The sequence below is a fragment of the Ruegeria sp. O11 genome (assembly GCF_056535285.1).
The window spans coordinates 71,885-88,551 of record NZ_JBQERS010000013.1 but is presented as its reverse complement, the minus strand read 5'-3'; the positions used below and the strand labels follow the sequence as shown (position 1 = coordinate 88,551).

The 16,667-nt window shown below is 57.4% G+C and carries 17 protein-coding genes; 3 read left to right on the top strand and 14 right to left on the bottom strand.

The window, feature by feature from the left end; all coding sequences use genetic code 11:
- Window positions 1-49: 49 nt before the first annotated feature.
- The gene (locus ACRZ91_RS18465; RefSeq protein WP_029622083.1) at window positions 50-1,069 is read right to left on the bottom strand and encodes a sugar ABC transporter substrate-binding protein; all 1,020 of its coding nucleotides are present in this window, start codon (window positions 1,067-1,069) and stop codon (window positions 50-52) included.
- A gap of 186 nt (window positions 1,070-1,255) precedes the next feature.
- Between ACRZ91_RS18465 and ACRZ91_RS18460 the strand changes: the two genes are divergently transcribed.
- Window positions 1,256-2,455 carry an ROK family transcriptional regulator gene (locus ACRZ91_RS18460; RefSeq protein ID WP_170546446.1) on the top strand — a complete coding sequence of 400 codons (1,200 nt, stop codon included), beginning with the start codon at window positions 1,256-1,258 and terminating at the stop codon, window positions 2,453-2,455.
- A 155-nt stretch (window positions 2,456-2,610) separates the two neighbouring features.
- The gene (locus ACRZ91_RS18455) at window positions 2,611-2,748 is read left to right on the top strand and encodes a hypothetical protein (protein WP_170546288.1); all 138 of its coding nucleotides are present in this window, start codon (window positions 2,611-2,613) and stop codon (window positions 2,746-2,748) included.
- Window positions 2,749-2,861: 113 nt separating this feature from the next.
- Here the strand turns inward: ACRZ91_RS18455 and ACRZ91_RS18450 are convergent, their stop codons facing one another.
- Both ACRZ91_RS18450 and nhaC read right to left on the bottom strand, forming a co-directional pair.
- Window positions 2,862-3,878, bottom strand: coding sequence for a GlxA family transcriptional regulator (locus ACRZ91_RS18450; RefSeq protein ID WP_480907649.1), 1,017 nt, complete (start codon window positions 3,876-3,878; stop codon window positions 2,862-2,864).
- A gap of 72 nt (window positions 3,879-3,950) precedes the next feature.
- Entirely contained in the window at window positions 3,951-5,423 is a 1,473-nt protein-coding gene (gene nhaC, locus ACRZ91_RS18445) for a Na+/H+ antiporter NhaC (protein ID WP_480907647.1), read from the bottom strand.
- A 249-nt stretch (window positions 5,424-5,672) separates the two neighbouring features.
- Between nhaC and ACRZ91_RS18440 the strand changes: the two genes are divergently transcribed.
- On the top strand, window positions 5,673-5,819 hold the full coding sequence (locus ACRZ91_RS18440) for a hypothetical protein (RefSeq protein ID WP_170546297.1): 147 nt from the start codon (window positions 5,673-5,675) through the stop codon (window positions 5,817-5,819).
- A 152-nt stretch (window positions 5,820-5,971) separates the two neighbouring features.
- Here the strand turns inward: ACRZ91_RS18440 and ACRZ91_RS18435 are convergent, their stop codons facing one another.
- The 11 genes from ACRZ91_RS18435 to ACRZ91_RS18385 form a co-directional block, all read right to left on the bottom strand.
- Complete coding sequence (locus ACRZ91_RS18435; RefSeq protein ID WP_480907645.1) at window positions 5,972-6,667, bottom strand: RraA family protein; 696 nt, start codon at window positions 6,665-6,667, stop codon at window positions 5,972-5,974.
- Window positions 6,664-7,359, bottom strand: coding sequence for an alpha/beta fold hydrolase (locus ACRZ91_RS18430; RefSeq protein WP_480907643.1), 696 nt, complete (start codon window positions 7,357-7,359; stop codon window positions 6,664-6,666). Before ACRZ91_RS18430 ends, ACRZ91_RS18435 begins: the two co-directional genes overlap by 4 nt.
- Window positions 7,356-8,480 (bottom strand): cobalamin-independent methionine synthase II family protein, encoded by a 1,125-nt coding sequence (locus ACRZ91_RS18425; RefSeq protein WP_480907641.1) that lies wholly within the window; start codon window positions 8,478-8,480, stop codon window positions 7,356-7,358. Before ACRZ91_RS18425 ends, ACRZ91_RS18430 begins: the two co-directional genes overlap by 4 nt.
- A 102-nt stretch (window positions 8,481-8,582) precedes the next feature.
- Entirely contained in the window at window positions 8,583-9,545 is a 963-nt protein-coding gene (locus ACRZ91_RS18420) for a cupin domain-containing protein (RefSeq protein WP_480907639.1), read from the bottom strand.
- A gap of 151 nt (window positions 9,546-9,696) precedes the next feature.
- Window positions 9,697-10,671: a nuclear transport factor 2 family protein gene (locus ACRZ91_RS18415; protein ID WP_480907637.1), complete on the bottom strand. Its 975-nt coding sequence runs from the start codon at window positions 10,669-10,671 to the stop codon at window positions 9,697-9,699.
- Complete coding sequence (locus ACRZ91_RS18410) at window positions 10,668-11,687, bottom strand: LacI family DNA-binding transcriptional regulator (RefSeq protein WP_480907635.1); 1,020 nt, start codon at window positions 11,685-11,687, stop codon at window positions 10,668-10,670. The genes ACRZ91_RS18415 and ACRZ91_RS18410 overlap by 4 nt, the downstream gene beginning before the upstream one ends.
- The gene (locus ACRZ91_RS18405; protein ID WP_480907633.1) at window positions 11,687-12,454 is read right to left on the bottom strand and encodes an SDR family NAD(P)-dependent oxidoreductase; all 768 of its coding nucleotides are present in this window, start codon (window positions 12,452-12,454) and stop codon (window positions 11,687-11,689) included. Before ACRZ91_RS18405 ends, ACRZ91_RS18410 begins: the two co-directional genes overlap by 1 nt.
- Before the next feature lies 1 nt (window position 12,455).
- The gene (locus ACRZ91_RS18400; protein WP_480907632.1) at window positions 12,456-13,508 is read right to left on the bottom strand and encodes an ester cyclase; all 1,053 of its coding nucleotides are present in this window, start codon (window positions 13,506-13,508) and stop codon (window positions 12,456-12,458) included.
- The gene (hisD, locus tag ACRZ91_RS18395; RefSeq protein ID WP_480907630.1) at window positions 13,505-14,836 is read right to left on the bottom strand and encodes a histidinol dehydrogenase; all 1,332 of its coding nucleotides are present in this window, start codon (window positions 14,834-14,836) and stop codon (window positions 13,505-13,507) included. Before hisD ends, ACRZ91_RS18400 begins: the two co-directional genes overlap by 4 nt.
- A gap of 11 nt (window positions 14,837-14,847) precedes the next feature.
- Window positions 14,848-15,378 (bottom strand): ester cyclase, encoded by a 531-nt coding sequence (locus ACRZ91_RS18390; protein WP_480907628.1) that lies wholly within the window; start codon window positions 15,376-15,378, stop codon window positions 14,848-14,850.
- A 132-nt stretch (window positions 15,379-15,510) separates the two neighbouring features.
- The gene (locus ACRZ91_RS18385) at window positions 15,511-16,500 is read right to left on the bottom strand and encodes a nuclear transport factor 2 family protein (protein WP_480907626.1); all 990 of its coding nucleotides are present in this window, start codon (window positions 16,498-16,500) and stop codon (window positions 15,511-15,513) included.
- Window positions 16,501-16,667 lie beyond the last annotated feature (167 nt).

Below are 16,667 nucleotides of genomic sequence, written 5' to 3'. Positions count from 1 at the left end.
GAAAGGATTGATGAGGCGCTGTCGCGCGCCTCACCCAATATGGCTGTCTTTAGCCCCAGCAGAGATCCAGGCCTTCTGCGACCGACAGCGACTCGACCCCATCAACCGGCTGGTCGGTGATGAGCGCGACGCCCGTGTCATAAAAGTCTTTGCCGGGTGTGTTTTCGGGCTTCACGCCCTCTTCGGCCCATTTTTTCACGGCCTCAACACCAAGCGAGGCCATCAACAGCGGGTACTGCTGGCTTGTCGCGCCGATCACACCGGCTTCGACGTTTTGGACACCGGGGCACCCGCCGTCGACCGAAACGATCAGCACGTCGTTTTCACGCCCGATGGATTTCAGTGCCTCATATGCACCCGCAGCAGCCGGTTCGTTGATCGTGTGAACAACGTTGATCGATGAATCCTTGGCCAGAAGGTTTTCCATCGCACGGCGACCGCCTTCTTCGTTGCCGTCGGTTACGTCACTGCCGACCAGACGCGCATCGGTTTCGTCACCGATGACATTAGGGTCCGCCAGGTCCACACCAAACCCGTCGAGGAAACCCTGATTGCGCAGAACGTCCACTGTCGGCTGACTGACATTCAGATCCAGCGTCGCGATCTTGGCATCGGCCGCGGCGTCGCCCATTTTGGCCTTGGCCCATTGACCGATCAGCAGACCGGCCTTGTAGTTGTCCGTCGCGAATGTCGCGTCCGCTGAGTCAATCGGGCTAAGCGGTGTATCCAGCGCAATGACCAAAACCCCCGCATCCCGCGCCTGTTTGACCGCAGGTACGATCGAGCTGGTGTCAGATGCCGTCAGTAGAATGCCTTTTGCGCCATCGAGGATGCAGGTTTCAATGGCCTGGACCTGAGTTTCATGGTCGCCATCAACCTTGCCGGCAAACGCCTTGAGCGTCATGCCCAGCTCTTCTGCCTTGGCGGTTGCGCCTTCCTTCATCTTGACGAAAAAGGGGTTGGTGTCGGTCTTGGTAATCAGGCAGACGGTTTCACCAGCCGCTTGCGCGGATGCAGCGGCAAAAGTCAGCGCAGTCGCGGATGCGGCGAGCTTGAGTAGATTTCTCATGTTGTCCTCCCAGAAAATTGTTGTGGCCCCGTGCGGAATAGCGACAAGGCGCGCCTCCATCCTCCAATGAAGGTCCTGCTTAAGAAACCGTGATTCTAGCCCTTGTGTCAATAAATAAATAAAGTTTATTTATTAATTTACCCACGTATCTTTTCATAAGAAAACAAGGTGTTTATGTTTAATGTTATGGAAAGAGAAGCGCTGAAAATACTAACCGGCGGGGTAAGCCAAAGCGGTGTTCGTGATCATAACGAACGCCTGATTCTAACGGTTTTACAACGGCATGGACCTGCTGCCGGGGCCGAAATCGCGCGGCTCACAGGCCTGTCTCCGCAGACCGTGTCGATCATTCTGCGTAAGCTCGAAAAGGACGAGATTCTCAAACGTGGGACGCCGTTAAGGGGCAAGGTAGGGAAACCTTCGATCCCAATGGAACTCAATCCCGAAGGCATCCTGTCGGTGGGAATGAAGATCGGTCGCCGCAGCGCAGATCTTCTTTTGATCGACTTCACCGGCAAGCCGCGCCATCAAATCTCGACGACTTATGACTATCCGCTGCCCGAAGCGGTGTTCGGGTTTCTGGAGAAAGGATTGGAGGAGCTTCTGGTCCATGAACCCCAGAAACTTCGCGACCGTGTATGCGGGATTGGAATCGGAACTCCGTTCGAACTGTGGAAATGGCACGACCTGTCTGGGCTTGCGGCCAAAAAATTCAGGTCCTGGAAAAACGTGAATTTCTTTTCCGAGGTCGCCAAGTTCAGCGACCTGCCAGTTTTTGTGGTCAACGATGCGACGGCTGCCTGTCACGCCGAGCATCTTTATGGGCGCGGGGCCGAATATCGCGACTATTTTTATTTCTTCATCGGGTCAATGATCGGCGGCGGAGTCGCGCTGAACGGCACCGTGTTTGAGGGCAACCAGGGAAATGCAGGTGCATTGGGCGCGATGCGAACGACCGGGCCTTTAGGCGAAAGCCAGCAGTTGATCGACACTGCCTCACTGTTCCTGCTCGAAGACAGGTTGATCGAAGCCGGTGTCGACCCCCAAATACTCTGGACGAAGCCACAAGATTGGAGCAGCATTTCGCGATATGTCGAGCCTTGGATTGGTACCACGGCACAGGAACTTGCCAAGGCTGCCTTGTCCATTTGCGCGGTCATCGACTTTGAGGCGATTTTCATAGACGGCGCGTTCCCATCGGAAGTGCGCGAAGAGTTAGTTGCCCGGGTTCGTCGTTACCTCCTCAACCAAGACAAGCGTGGATTGATTCCTCCGGTCGTAGAAGCTGCAGCAGTTGGTGAAAACGCCCGAGGCATTGGAGCAGCAAGCAGCCCGATCTTCCGCCAGTTTCTATTGAATACCAATGCGGGGCTTTCTGGGATGTAGCCTACCCAATGACTGAAAGGGTTATCCGGCGGACTGCGGCGAGGATCATTATCCCGCACCATTACTTCATCTGGAATGTTGTCCTGCGCGACCTTGTTGCACGGATCGGCTTCCCAATTTAGCTCTGGTGCTTTCATTTTCGGGAGTTGCCGTGGATGCCATACAAGTTCAATCATGCCCGTCGCCTGCAAGCGCGTGATCTTGCCACTCAAGTAGTTGAAGCAAAAATTGCATCAAAAGCGCTGAACCACATGACATCTCTCGGTCGTGCAGAACATGAGCGCATTTTCTGAAGTGTTGGGTCTGGGGTCAGGTCGCCCCATCTCTGATCCATGCAACAGAGTCGCTGCAGAGAAACCACCGGAGTACGTTTAGATGCCTCAAATTATGACTGTTCAGACGCAAATTATTCACGCCTTTCAGACCACCCCCTTCTGAATGAAGTTGGTGCTTCGCCGTAGCGTTTCTTGAATCGTACTGTAAGTTGTGTAGCGCTGCTAAAGCCTGTGGCTGCCGCGATTTCCGCGACCGCCATCTCGGTTTCGCTGAGCAATGCGTAAGCCCTTGAAACGCGCAGTTCTATATAAAACTGAACAGGCGAAGTTTCGACATACTTTTGGAAGAGACGCTCTAACTGGCGACGAGATATCTGCACGGCTTCTGCTATTTCGGAGATATCTAACGGCTCTTCCAGGTTTTCTTGCATGATCTGCATCGCGTTGATGAGGTACTGGTTGCGACTACCCAAAGCTACCGAAAAGGCTGATTTCTGGAGCGTTTTACTATTGTTAGACCGAAAGTGGATGCACATGTCCGAAACGATGACCGCCAGATCATTTCCGAAATCGGATTCGATCATGTCCAACATCATGTCGGTTGCGGCATTTCCGCCGCCACATGTCATAAGCTCATTGTCGATCTCATACAGGTTTGACGATGGCTCCAAATCTTCAAAATGTTCGACAAAAGCAGGGTGGTTTTCCCAATGCAATGTGAACCTTTTCCCTGACAGAACTCCAGCCTTGGCAAGGGCGAAAGCCCCTGTGCAAATACCACCCAGATTACATCCAAAGGTTCTTTGGCGGCGGATCCACGACAGGACTTTCGGGTTGGTACTTTCCGCTGGTTCAATACCCGAGCATACGAACAGCCGCGAGGATCGCGGTAGATTACGCAGTGCATAATCCGGCGTAATTTCGATCCCATTCGAGCAGGTAACCGGATTTCCGTCTTCGGTAATCAGGAACCACTTATACAGTTCCTTGTTTGTAACTTGATTGGCGATCCTAAGAGGTTCCACTGCAGCGCTAAAGGCTAGCATAGTCAGCTTAGGCAGCAGCAGGAAATAGATCACCTTGGCCGATCCATCATAGTCAATGCGATAGCTGGCCGCGCCCTTTGGGACAAAGTTTTTCGGGTCCATATGCTCTCCTCCCAGTATCAACCGAGGCGGGTGAAGGGCACCAACACCTCATTTGGTGTTGGCGCAGAAAGATTAGGCACTCATCTGTGCAACAGGTTCGCCGCTTTCCTCCCAGGAGCGGATTTCTATTTCGCTGGCTTTAGGCGAAAACAGCCCTGTCATGGCATAGAAGATACCGATGACCGGTGACAGCCAGCAAGCGAATGCAAGCGGAATATACAGCAGATTTTCGAAGTTGCCGTCCGCGATACCCAAGCCAAGCGCCGTGATGACAAACGCACCACCCGCGTTCCAAGGGATCAGAGGGGACACCAGAGTTCCGCCTTCCTCGACCGCCCGGGACAGGTTCAGCGGGGAATAGCCCATCGCGCGATAGACCGGTGCATACATCCGCCCTGGCAGTGCAATTGACAGATAGGGGTCACCTGCAACTGTGTTGGTCGCGACAGAGGTTAAGATGGCTGAGGTTTGAATACCGGCAAACGTTTTCACCTTCGAGATGACAACTTTGATGATGGCCTGAAGGCAACCTACGCGTTCAAGCGCTCCGCCAAACCCCAAAGCCAGCAGCACCAGTGAAATCGTCCACATCATAGACTGAATACCGCCGCGGTTCAGCAAGGGATCGAGCTCCGGAACTCCAGTATCGATCGAATAGCCGCTGTTGGCGAAGGCGAACGTCTCATGCAGTCCAGCCCCCTGACAGAAGATAGCCATGATGCCACCCACAACGGCACCTGCGAACAGTGACGGGATCGGAGGTTGTTTCATGACCGCCAGCACGATGACTAGAACAGCCGGAAACAGCATGATCGGCGAAATCCAAAAAGCGTCGTCCAGCGCGGTGGTGATCGCGTGAATACGGTCAAATGATACCTGGGACGTGTCGATCAAAGTGAAGCCGACGACAAAATAAATTACCAGTGCAATCAGCATGGAAGGAACTGTGGTTGGAAGCATATTCCGAATGTGATCGAACAGATTAGTCCCCGTCACAGCAGGTGCCAGGTTTGTCGTGTCTGATAAAGGCGAGATCTTGTCTCCAAAGAATGCACCAGAGACTACCGCCCCCGCGGTCCAATACATTGGAATGCCGAACCCGGCTCCAATCCCCATCAGCGCTAATCCAACGGTGCCTGTCGTTCCCCACGAGGTGCCCAAAGAAACGGAGACAATAGAGCAAAGGACCATTCCTGCGGCGAGGAAAAGCTCGGGCGACAAAATCTTGAGACCATAATAGATAAGCGTCGGGACAGTACCGCTTGCGATCCACACACCGATGATCATCCCCACTGTGATCAGTATCGAGACCGACGGAAGGGAGATATTGATAACGTGGAACACGCCCTCTTCGATACTGGGCCATTTGTGACCCAACATGAGGCCAACGATGCCTGTGATTGCGATTCCGAATGCCAGTGGGATGTGTGGAGTGAAGTCACCGAAATAGAATAGTTGCAGCCCAAGCACACACAGGGTCAGTACTATTGGCACGAGGGCCAGCACCAAGCCGGGCTGCCGTATGTTGTCTTCATTCCCAGACATATGGGTCTCCTCCTTTGGAATGGTCCAGAACCGTGATGATCTGCGGAAGAAACCAAGTTTGGCGTTGTGAGACTGTCGGTCAGAGCGCACATCTTGTTAGAATTTGCGACATTGGGGCGTCGGATTTCGGCGTCTTCGAATAAACTGAAGACTGACCATTGCAATCACGCCAAACAAATTACTTGCGTTCGCGAAGTATGCCTTGCTTCGAAAAATCGTGCGCGCGCCCAGCGAGGCGACGAGCTACTCATGCCTTACCCGGATAGCGCCAAGTGGAGGGCGTTGGTCATAGAACGCGACGGCGGGAACTACAAGGCGTTGATCAAGACTCTGGGGTATATCAAAAATGTGCAGGCGGACGTGATCATTCACAGCGTCGCCGCCGGGAGGTACTAGATAGCCGAACTGACCAAGAACGAATGGCATACGGCTATATTCGACGGACAGAGCAGTAGTGACCAGAATGACCCCAGCCGCAAATGCTACAACAACTGTCGAACGGATAAGTTGTCTTCTTGTAAGGTTTGGCACCAGATCCGATCGCAAGTTTATGTCCGCGAGGCTTCGAACGCCGCCCATGCTTTTTCGAAGGCATCGAAATCGAACCCTGATGCGCGGGCGGGATCCAGTATCAGTTTTTCGGTTTCAAGCAGCTTGATGATCGCCCGTTCAAGCTCGTCCACCACCTCGGGCGGGATCACCAGAGCGCCATGCCGGTCGGCATGCACAAGGTCACCGTCCTTGACCGACAGGCCGAAGATCGTAACCGGCGTTCCAACCTCTTTCACGTGCACGAACCCGTGGCTTGGCCCGACAGACCCGGCAACCACCGGGAATCCATCCGGTAGGTCGCCAAGGTCCCGCATCACGCCGTTGGTCAGCGCACCGCTGATGCCAAAACCCTTGTGAACAGTCGTATTGATTTCACCCCAGTAGGCGCCAATGCAGTCGGGGTAATCCAAGTCTTCCACCACGGTCACGGCGGGACCGGTGCCTGCGGCCATGTGCCGGTAGTAGTCCATACGGCGCGCGCGGATCACGTCGGGGGCCTCAGTTGGCGGGTTTACGGCGGCAATCTTTGCGGTCCTGGCATATCCTACCATCGCACCCGCATCGGGATCAGAGCACAGCATCGTGCCCCGGGTAAAATCATTGAAACCGCGCTTACCCTGAGCCACTTCGATGGCGTTGCAAACAGTTGGCGTGTCGACCTTTTTCAGCAGGTCCAGCAGAGATTGGTTCATATTGCCTCCAGCCAGCGGATCAGAGCCGCCGTGGTTTGTTGCGGTTGTTCCAGAGTCGGCAAATGGCCGGCGTTTTCGATGATTTCCAACCCGCTTTGCGGCATCATGCCGTGCATCAATTCGTGCCGTGCGACAGGGCAAAGGGTATCGTCGCGCCCACACAGAACCAGCGCTGCGCCGGTGAAGTCACGCAGTGTGTTGCTCTGATCAGGGCGATCGCGCAGAGCCTTGGATTGATTGACGAAAACCTCCGACCCAAGATCCATGGCCATATCCATGCACAAATCCAGAATTTCTGCGCGGCACGGGCCGTCCGTCAGGTAGTTCGGCTTCATCTCTTCGGCCATCACCTTGCGCAGGTTGCCGAGTTCGACGGCATTGATCTGAGGACCGCGCCTGGCTTTTACTTCGTCCGATTCAGCAAATGGATTCGTGTCCATTAACGCCAGACCGGCCACACGGTCCGGAGCCTGCCGCAGGATTTCCATCGCCACGATGCCACCCATGGAGAGCCCCGCCATAGCGAAACGATGAGGCGCATTGGCCAACACCTCGGCGGCCAGCGCCTGCATTGTGTCCTGTCCGCCGATCGGTGCGGTCAGGATCGGGTATTTGCCTGACAAGGCGTCAATCTGCGGGGTGAACAACCGCGCATCGCACATCATTCCGGGCAGGAGGATAAGCGGCGTCATTTGACCAAGGCAGCCCCTTCGGCCAGCGCGCCCAGCTTGGCATAGGCGATATCCGGGTCGACCGCGCCAAAGCCTGCAAAGGTGCCAAAGCCGCAATCCGACCCGGCAACCACGCGTTCAGCACAGACAATATCGACAAAGCGTTGGGTGCGTTGGGCGACCACCTCGGGGTGTTCGACAAAATTGGTCGTGGTGTCGACCACGCCGGGCACCAGAACCTTGTCATCCGGAATCTCATCCTTGCGGTCACGGAACACCGTCCATTCATGCGCATGGCGCGGGTTCGAAGTTTCGAACAGAACATAGCGAGATTTGGTGGACATCAACGTTTTGAACACCTTGTCCATGGCGATGTCACAGCAATGCGGGCCCTCGTAATTGCCCCAGCAGATATGGACGCGCACTTTTTCGGATGGGACGTTTTGCAGCGCGTGGTTCAACGCCTCAACGTGCATGTCTGCAATTTTCACGAATTCATCGTCGGACAGATCGGTGAACAGCATATGGCGGGACAAGGCGAGATCCGGGCAATCCAGTTGCAAATCCAGACCCGCACCAACGATGGTTTCATATTCTTCTTTCATCGCATCGGCCAGCGCGGCCAGATAGGCCTCGCGCGTCGGATAGAAATCATTTTGCAGAAACAGGGAAATCACCCCGGGGCTGGCGGCATTCATAAAACCGCGCTCGACCCGGTGTTCGACCATCGCCGCCTTCAGATTGTCTATGTCCTTCTGTAACTCGCCCTGCCCTTTCGAGCGTACTTCGCCCACACACATGGGCCGCGCATATTGCGGCGTTCCGCCGTCATCGGCCAATCGTTGCAGAAAGCCCGGAAACATTTTGAGGTCCGCCGGCGCGTTACGCGGGCTGTCACCGGCAAAGCCAGTATAGCGATCCTTCACATAAGTGGCATAGGAGATTTTTGAGGTCTCACCGTCCGAGACGATATCAACCCCGGTCTCGGCCTGTTTGCGCACCGTCTCGGACACCGCCGCGGTCATGCAGGCATCGAACGCGGCCTGATCGAACGGCTCCTCCCGCTCGCGCGCGAAGATGAATTCCACGACCTCCTGACTGCGCGGCAGGCTTCCCACGTGAGTGGTTAAAATGCGGGTCATGTCTTTATCTCCCTTCAAGTCTTGTTCCTGCACCGGACCGGATACCCGATGCAGGATGTGTTGACCGCGCCCCGATCGAAACCGGGACACGTAAATTTGGTGTTATGCACCTGTCCAGGTCGCGCCTGCCGGGTCGTCGGTGGCAGTGATCCGGTACAAACCCGCTTGCCCGGTCATCGACGGCTCGGCGCTGTAGCTCTCACCGGGCAGAACCAGTGCGGTATCACCGTTGGAAAGGGTGGTTTCGACCTCATTGATCCTGATGCGCCAATGGCCGCTGGCCGGCATCAGAACCACGGGTTTGTCGGCCTTGACCTGTTCGGCCACGGCCGAACCGCGCGTCAGAAAATCCACCTCGAAACCGGGCTTGTCCTTGATCAGGCCATTCTCACCGATCACCATTGTCGGCTTGTCCACCGACAGCGCCATCAGATCCCAGTAGCGGGCGACATATTTGCCGATGACTGCATCAACGGGAACCTCGGGATAGGCTTTTAGCTCTTCCTCAGTCAGCAACGGCATGGGCTGGACGTTGTGCGGCAATTCCTCGCCCTTCTTGCTGTCGTACAGGACGCCATTATTACCCAGAACCAGGCCATGGGCCTGCGCGTCCTGAATGACTTGCGGAGCCCAGGTCACGCCGCCACCAGCGTCATCGCCGCCCAGCATCGACATGATCATGCCGTAGTCCTGGCCGACGTTCTCGAACCCGCGGAAGATGCCGGTCGGGATGTTGAAGATATCGCCTTCCTCGGCGATGAACTCACCTGCGGTCCCGTAACGACCCCAGAAGAACCGCCAGCGGCCTTTGGCGACAAAGAACACCTCGGCCGTGGTGTGGCTGTGCAGCGAGTTGCGGCATTTCGGCGGTTGTCCCGCCGCGCCGATGTTGAACCCGATCTTGTCGGTGATGTGGACGTGCTGATCGGGGCTTTCGCTAACGCCGCCACCAATGATGGTAAAGTTCTCTTTCTGGTCAGACCCCGGTGTGTGCGCGTCGATGAACGCGGTTTTGCAGGGCTTTAGCTCGCCATAACGAACGATGCGGCTTTCGATAGTGCTCATATCTTGTCTCCTTTGGATTTGGGTTTGATCGGATCAAACCAAACCTCCCGGCGGGCGATTGTTCAGCCGCCGGGCGCGCAGGCTGGCGCGGTGGGCGTGGTACCGCCGCAACGCCTGCCCGGCATCCAGATTCGAGACACGGAGCACCATTCTAGAGATCGCCGGATTTTAGCAGAATCTGTTTCCAGATCGAGGTTTCGTCAAACAGGGTGTATTCCTTGCGCAGACCCCAGGGACCAAACTCGGCTTGGCTGATTCCCAGCACAAAAACCTCGGCCCCGGTCGGCACACCGAAGACACCCCAGCCGTCGTGCTTGCCATGCAGCGTCCAGCGTATCGCGGCGCGGGGCGGCATCATCGGATCGTCGCGACCAATCTGGTGCTGGATTTTGAATTCTGCATTCGGGAAAGAGGCACGCAGGCCCATCCAGAACCGATCCACAGGCCCCCAGCTATGACCTGTGGTGCCGCCGGGATATTCTGACAGGACGGCGCGGTCATACTCTGCCTCGATCACGCCCATATCGGCATTCATGATCCGGGTCAGAATGTCGGCATATTTTTGGCCCCATTCGCTGTCGTTGCCATGGCCTTTATACGGGCCAGGCTGATCGTTTGCGGGCGTGTAGGGCTGAATACAGGCGTCAGGTCCGCCCTCGCGGGCGATCAGGTCGCGGGCGTATTCCTTGGGATCCCAGCCCATCTGTTGGACAATCGCGCTTTGGTCGCGGATCAGCCATTCGTCGTTGATCTGGTTATTGATTGCGTGGCAATCGGCGAGGATGCGATAAACCAGCTTTTTGCCAGTCGCCTTGCCATAAACGCCGTCGCCCAAATGCGTTGCCGTAGACAGCAAGCGATGCGACGACAGCATGCCCTCTTCCGGTGTGCCCGACCAGATCACATCCTCGCCAAGCAATGTACGATCCGGAAACTCGGCAAGGGTTGCCATCGTGGCGGCGATAACCCCCTGATTGCCAACCACAACCGAACCGGGCGAACGCACAACGATATCCGGCGAGTAATAGTGGTGCAAAGTGGCAATTCCACGATCTTCCCATATCTCTTTGGTAATCCCGATAATATAGTCGGGAAAGTCTTTGAATTTGGGATCAAATCCCTTCATGTTTGCCATCCTTCAGGAATGCGGGCCGAGCCGCGAATGATCAGTGGTCCGTCGATCTCGACGCGGCGCGGTTCAGCGTCGGAGTCTTCGATCTTGCGGAGCAGAATATCGACGGTTTCAGCGACCATGCGATTGGCGGGTTGGCGCACAGTTGTCAGATCGTAGGCCGGCCACGCGGCCACGGCCACGTCGTCATACCCAACCACCGAAACGTCGCTGGGTACTTTCAGGCCAAGTTCAAACCGAAGCGTGTCCATCACTGCGATGGCCATGTGATCGTTTGCCACAAAAACAGCGTCAGGCGAGTCCGAGGCAAACATACGGCGGGTTGCCTCCTGCGCCTGTTCGCTCGCGAAGTTCCCTATCTCGCGAGAATACAGCTCTACACCCGCTTCGCGCAGTCCCGCCAGAAACCCGGCCTCGCGGTCGCGCTGGGTCGAGGCGCCTTCCCAACCGGCAATATAGCCGATTTTCCGATGCCCCCCGGCCAGCAGAAACTCGGCCGCCTTGCGCCCGCCCGCAAGGTTGTCCGACGTCACGGCGGACATGGCCGGATCGTCCTGCGCCCGGTTAAACAGGACCATCGGAACTCCTGCAGTCCGGCAGCGATCAGACAGATCGGATGACAGCGCGACCGAAGCGGCAATGATGCCATCGACCTGAAAATCCAGGATTTCGCCAACAATCTTATCAATGTTCTGGGCCGAATTAGAGGCCATAAATATCAGCACATGATACCCGCGCTCCTGTAAGGCGTTCGACAGTTTTTCCAGCGCTTCTGGATAGAACTGATTGTTCAGGTAGGCCACGACCAGACCGATGATGCCGCTTTTGCCCGAGACCATGGCTCGGGCAAGCACGTTGGGCCGATATCCCAATGCCTCTGCCGCTTTGCGTACCTTAGCAACCGTCTTGGGCGAAGCCGAAGCGCCCGGCGTAAACACCCGGCTGACTGCGGATTGGCTGACCCCAGCCATCCGGGCAACGTCCATGGATGTAACTTTGTGCACCGCCATCAGTCTGCCGTCCAACCTCCGTCGATCAAAATTGCTGTGCCGGTCACCAACGCTGACGCATCCGAGGCCAAATAGACCACAGCCCCCATGATATCCTCAATCTCGCCCGGTCGGCCCAGCTTGATCTTGTCCAGGATCCAGGCGCGTTTGTCCGGGTCATCGAAGGTCGATCTAGTCAGGTCGGTCAAGATGAATGTGGGGCAAATCGTGTTGACACGGATCTTTGCGGGTCCGAACTCCAACGCCATCGCCTTGGTGAACCCTTCGACCGCGAATTTCGACGCGCAGTACACCGCGCGTTCCCTGCCACCGACATGACCCATCTGGCTTGAGATGTTAATCAGCGACCCGGGGCGCCCAGCGTCAAGCAGGCCTTTGGCAACAGCTTGCGTCAGGAAATAGGCCCCTCGGACATTCACCCCCATCACGGCATCGAAATCATCCGGTCGCGTGTCAACAGCCTTACCGTGCCGGGCCAGCCCTGCCGAATTCAGCAATACATCAAACGGTCCGTTCTGCGCCACAGCCTCAGCCGTTGCCGCCACGTCCGAGACATCCAGTTCAAGCACATGGGCAGCCCAGCCCCGGGCGCTCATTTCCTCGGCGATATCGCGCAGCGCATCTGCGCGGCGCGCGGCCAGTGTGACCTCGGCACCCTGTTCGGCCAGCGCAACCGCGCAGGCCAAGCCGATGCCCGAGGAAGCTCCGGCGACAAGTGCGCGCTTGCCGCTGAGGCTGAAACTGGGGGTGCTGGGGAATTGGGGCATATCAGACCTCGCCGACCGGGAACGGAATTTTGCCCGGAACACGTGCCTTATTAAACTCGCGCAGGCGGGCAAAGACATCTACGCCCAGTTGACGGTAGGCGTCCAGCAGATCGACCATGACCCAGTTCTCGCGGATCAGACCATCTTCGAGCCGCCAGAAATCGAGGCTGCGCATGGTAATCCGCTTGCCGGACGGCGCGATACCCATCCAGCCATCATGCGTGACGGTCTGGATCATGTCGGGCCAGCCGGTAACGGCGGCATAGTCGCCGTCACCGAAAAAGTGATAGGTGATATCCTCAACGTACTGGCCACGATCGGGCATGCCGTTCAGGAACGGAATCTGGTGCCAGTTGCGGAACCCCGCGATACCGCGGCCCGTGCCGATCCCTGCAGGACCGTACCAGTTCATGCGCGGATGCCAGTACTTCTCCATCTCCATCACTTCGGGGCCGCCCTGGCTGGGGTGTTTCTCAAGGTGTTCGAGCATTGAGACAATGTGAGTGCACGAGGCCTGCGACATCGCCTCATCCCACGGTCCGGGCACGATGCCGTCCAGCGTTGCCGGGCCGGGAATGCAAAATTCCAGCCCCAGCGACGGGGCCATGGGCCAGGCCTTGGCCTGCATCATCACCTCGGGGAGGTCCCACAGAGTCTGGATCTCGACAACCTTGCCATCGGCGATGCGGTAGAATTCGTGGAATCGCATATGGGTCAGGTGCCCGGTTGGCGGGATACCCAACCACGGGGCGACGAAAGTGCCAATGTAATGCCCGCCACAACCGACCCAATCATCGCCATGTTCCGTTGGCCCGCCCATCACGATCCAGTCCCGGCGTTCCAGATCGGGCATGGCTTTCAGCAGCGGCGCATAGCAGGTGTCGTAGAGGTCCTGCGGACCGATCAGATCACCGAAAGGATGCGGCATATGCACAACTGCGCCCGGTGCGATCAGCGCATCCAGAGCGGCGAGCACCCCTGCTTCGTCAAAACCGTACATTGCCGCCCGCAACGGGGCGATCAGCGCCTTGTTCGCTGAATGGACGTCGGTCATTCCGCAGCCTCTCGGTAAGGGGCGCCCTCACCGTAAGGAACGTTGATCCCACCATAGCGACGGACGCGGATATTGCATTGCTCGGCATGGCCAACAAAGCCTTCCAGCATACACAGTCGCGAGCCGTATTCGCCGATCATCGCTGCGGCCTCATCAGTGACGACCTTCTGATAGCTGTGGGTTTTCATGAACTTGCCCACCCAGAGCCCGCCGGTATAGCGACCGGCCTTCTTGGTCGGCAGCGTATGGTTTGTGCCAATCACCTTGTCTCCGTTCGCAACGTTGGTGCGTGGCCCCAAAAACAGCGCACCATAGCAGGTCATGTTTTCAAGGAACCAGTCGTCGCGGTCAGTCATGACTTGCACATGCTCGGAGGCGATATCATCGGCGACCTGCAGCATCTCCTCATAGGTGTCGCAAACGATGACCTCGCCATACTCGTCCCAACTGACCTTGGCGGTACCAGCGGTGGGCAGGATGCCGAGGATACGGTCGATCTCGCTCAGGGATTCTTCGGCCAGTTTGCGCGAGTTGGTGACCAGAACGCAGGGGCTGTTATGGCCATGCTCGGCCTGCCCCAAAAGATCGGTGGCGCAAAGCTCGGGATCGGCGGCAGTTTCATCTGCGATGACCATGGTCTCGGTCGGACCGGCAAACAGATCAATGCCGACGCGGCCAAACAACTGGCGCTTGGCTTCGGCCACAAAGGCGTTGCCGGGGCCGACCAGCATGTGAACGGGATCGATGGTCTCGGTCCCGATTGCCATCGCACCGATAGCCTGAATGCCGCCCATGACATAAATCTCATGCGCGCCGCCCAGATGCATGGCCGCGATCACAGCCGCATTCGGTTTGCCCTGAAACGGCGGGGTGCAGGCGATGATGCGGGGCACACCGGCAACTGAGGCCGTGGCCACCGACATATGCGCCGAAGCCACCATCGGGAATTTACCGCCCGGAATATAGCAGCCCACAGACTGCACCGGGATGTTCTTGTGACCCAGGATCACGCCCGGCTGCGTCTCAACCTCGATATCCAGCATGGAATCGCGTTGCGCCTGCGCGAAATTCATTACCTGCTTCTGTGCAAACTTGATGTCGGCCAGTTCGCGCTCAGACAGCGAGGCGATCAGCTCGTCAATCTGTTCCTGACTCAGGCGGAAGCTTTCCGGCGAATAATTGTCGAACTTCTCCGACAGTTCGCGCACCGCCGCATCACCGCGGGTTTCGATGTCTTTCAGCGTCGCTTCAACGACGGCGCGTGTCTTGGCGTCGTCCTCGGCCCGGTCGGCCTCTGGTTTGCCGCGTTTCAGATATTCGATAGCCATTGTCCTAATCCTCAATTGTCGGGCCGGGGCGGAGTTTTCTCTCCCCGGTCGAATGTTTCCCAGCCTTCGCCATTGAACAGATCAACGCCAAGCTGCGCGGCGACATGGGCGAAATCGACATTCACCCAGTTGTCGACGATCTTACCGTCGACGACTTTCCAGAAATCCATGTATCGGATCTCGACCCGCTTGCCGGTCGGGGCGATGCCCAAGAATTCACCGGAATGGGTTGCCTCTTGCCGGCCGAAAGCCGCAGCCCATTCGCCCATGTAGAGGCGCGCTTCGTCGATGCAGGTCTTATCCGAAAAGGCGGCCTGAAACGGGCGCTGCCAGTTTTCCTGAAATTCCTTGAGCCCGGTCTTGGTGCCGCAGCCCTGGTTGCCCTTCCAGCGAAACCCTTCCGTGAAGAACTCGCCAATGTCGTCAATGCGGTGGTCGTTCAAACCATCGACCATCCCTTCGATCACCGCGCGGGTCTGGTCGGTTTTGCTCATGTCCGTGTCGCGTGTCAGCACGGCCTGTTCGGGGCGGGAGCCCTTCATCTTTCTCTTCCTTTTATGGTTACCAAGGGGTTTTCTGTATGGACGGGGAGGGTTAGTCGGCCATCAGAAAATCCCTTGGCATCCGGTTGAGCGCCGGGTGGCGCGCAATGGCGTTATGTCTGGCGGCGGAGCTCATGCGGCTTGCTCAGCGATTTCGGCAAACAGGTCGTAACCCAGTTGCAGCAGCACATGCGGGATGTCGACAAAAACCCAATTTTCGACCAGCAGGTCGCCCTCGCGGCGCCACCAGTCGCAGACTCGCATGAAGACGCGTTTGCCGCTTGCAGGCTGGTCGAGGAAGGGTTTCACTTGGACACCGGTCAGGGAGGGCCAGCCCCCCGAGCATACGTATTTGCCTTCGCCGAAACGAGTGAAATGCGCCGTCATGCCGTTGCCCGCACTGCCGCCAGACCAGCCGTCAAAGGCGGCTTCGAACGGCACCTGGAAGCTGGCAAAACTCTCGATCCCGACGAATGAACCGAAGGCGCCAGGGCCGTACCAGACCATGTTGTCATGCCAGTAGGGGCGCCAGGCCTCGTTCTCGGTGGCAAGCCCGGCCAGCATTTCTGTGACCATACGATAGCTCTTGGCACTCTCGGCCGGATCCTGCGGGCTGGTCAAAATGCCATCATGGCTGGCCGGGCCCTGAATCATACCGGTGAAGCCGCGGGCCTTGCCGGGGCTCTCGGTGATCGGCCATTGCCCAGCAGCCAGCATCAGCTCTGGGATGTCGAGGAAGATATAGCTCTCTGCCGCCTTGCCGTCTTGCATGCGGTGGAACTCACCGAAGCGCAGATAGGCAAGCTCGCCGGTGGCGCGGATGCCCAGCCAATCGCGCGAGAACCGACCGACAAAATAACCGGTGGCGCTGATCCAGTCATGGCCTTCAAACGTTCCGGCCATGACGATATCGTCGCGCCGAAACAGCCCTTCGAATGCCGATGAGAGCGGCGCGATGACGTGATCGTAGAGCCCGAGGCCACCGGCGACCTCGTTGAAGGGATGCACAACGTTGACCTGTGCACCTGGGGCGAAGAAGGCGTCAAAAGCTGGCCGGAAGTTGCCGGGATGGCATTGCGCGGCGATAAATTTCAAAAAGGGTTTGCGGTCGGGGTTTTCCATTATCTTTGTCTCAATAGGATCTGTTCGAGGCGTTTGCGGTGAAGCGCCCCGCATGGTCCCGCACGCATCAAAGCAAAGGGAACTCGCCCCGGCCTCCGTGCCTGGCACGCAGCCATGTTCAGGCGGGCTGTGTGCGCATGGGCAGATACCGACTGAGGATGCCTGCG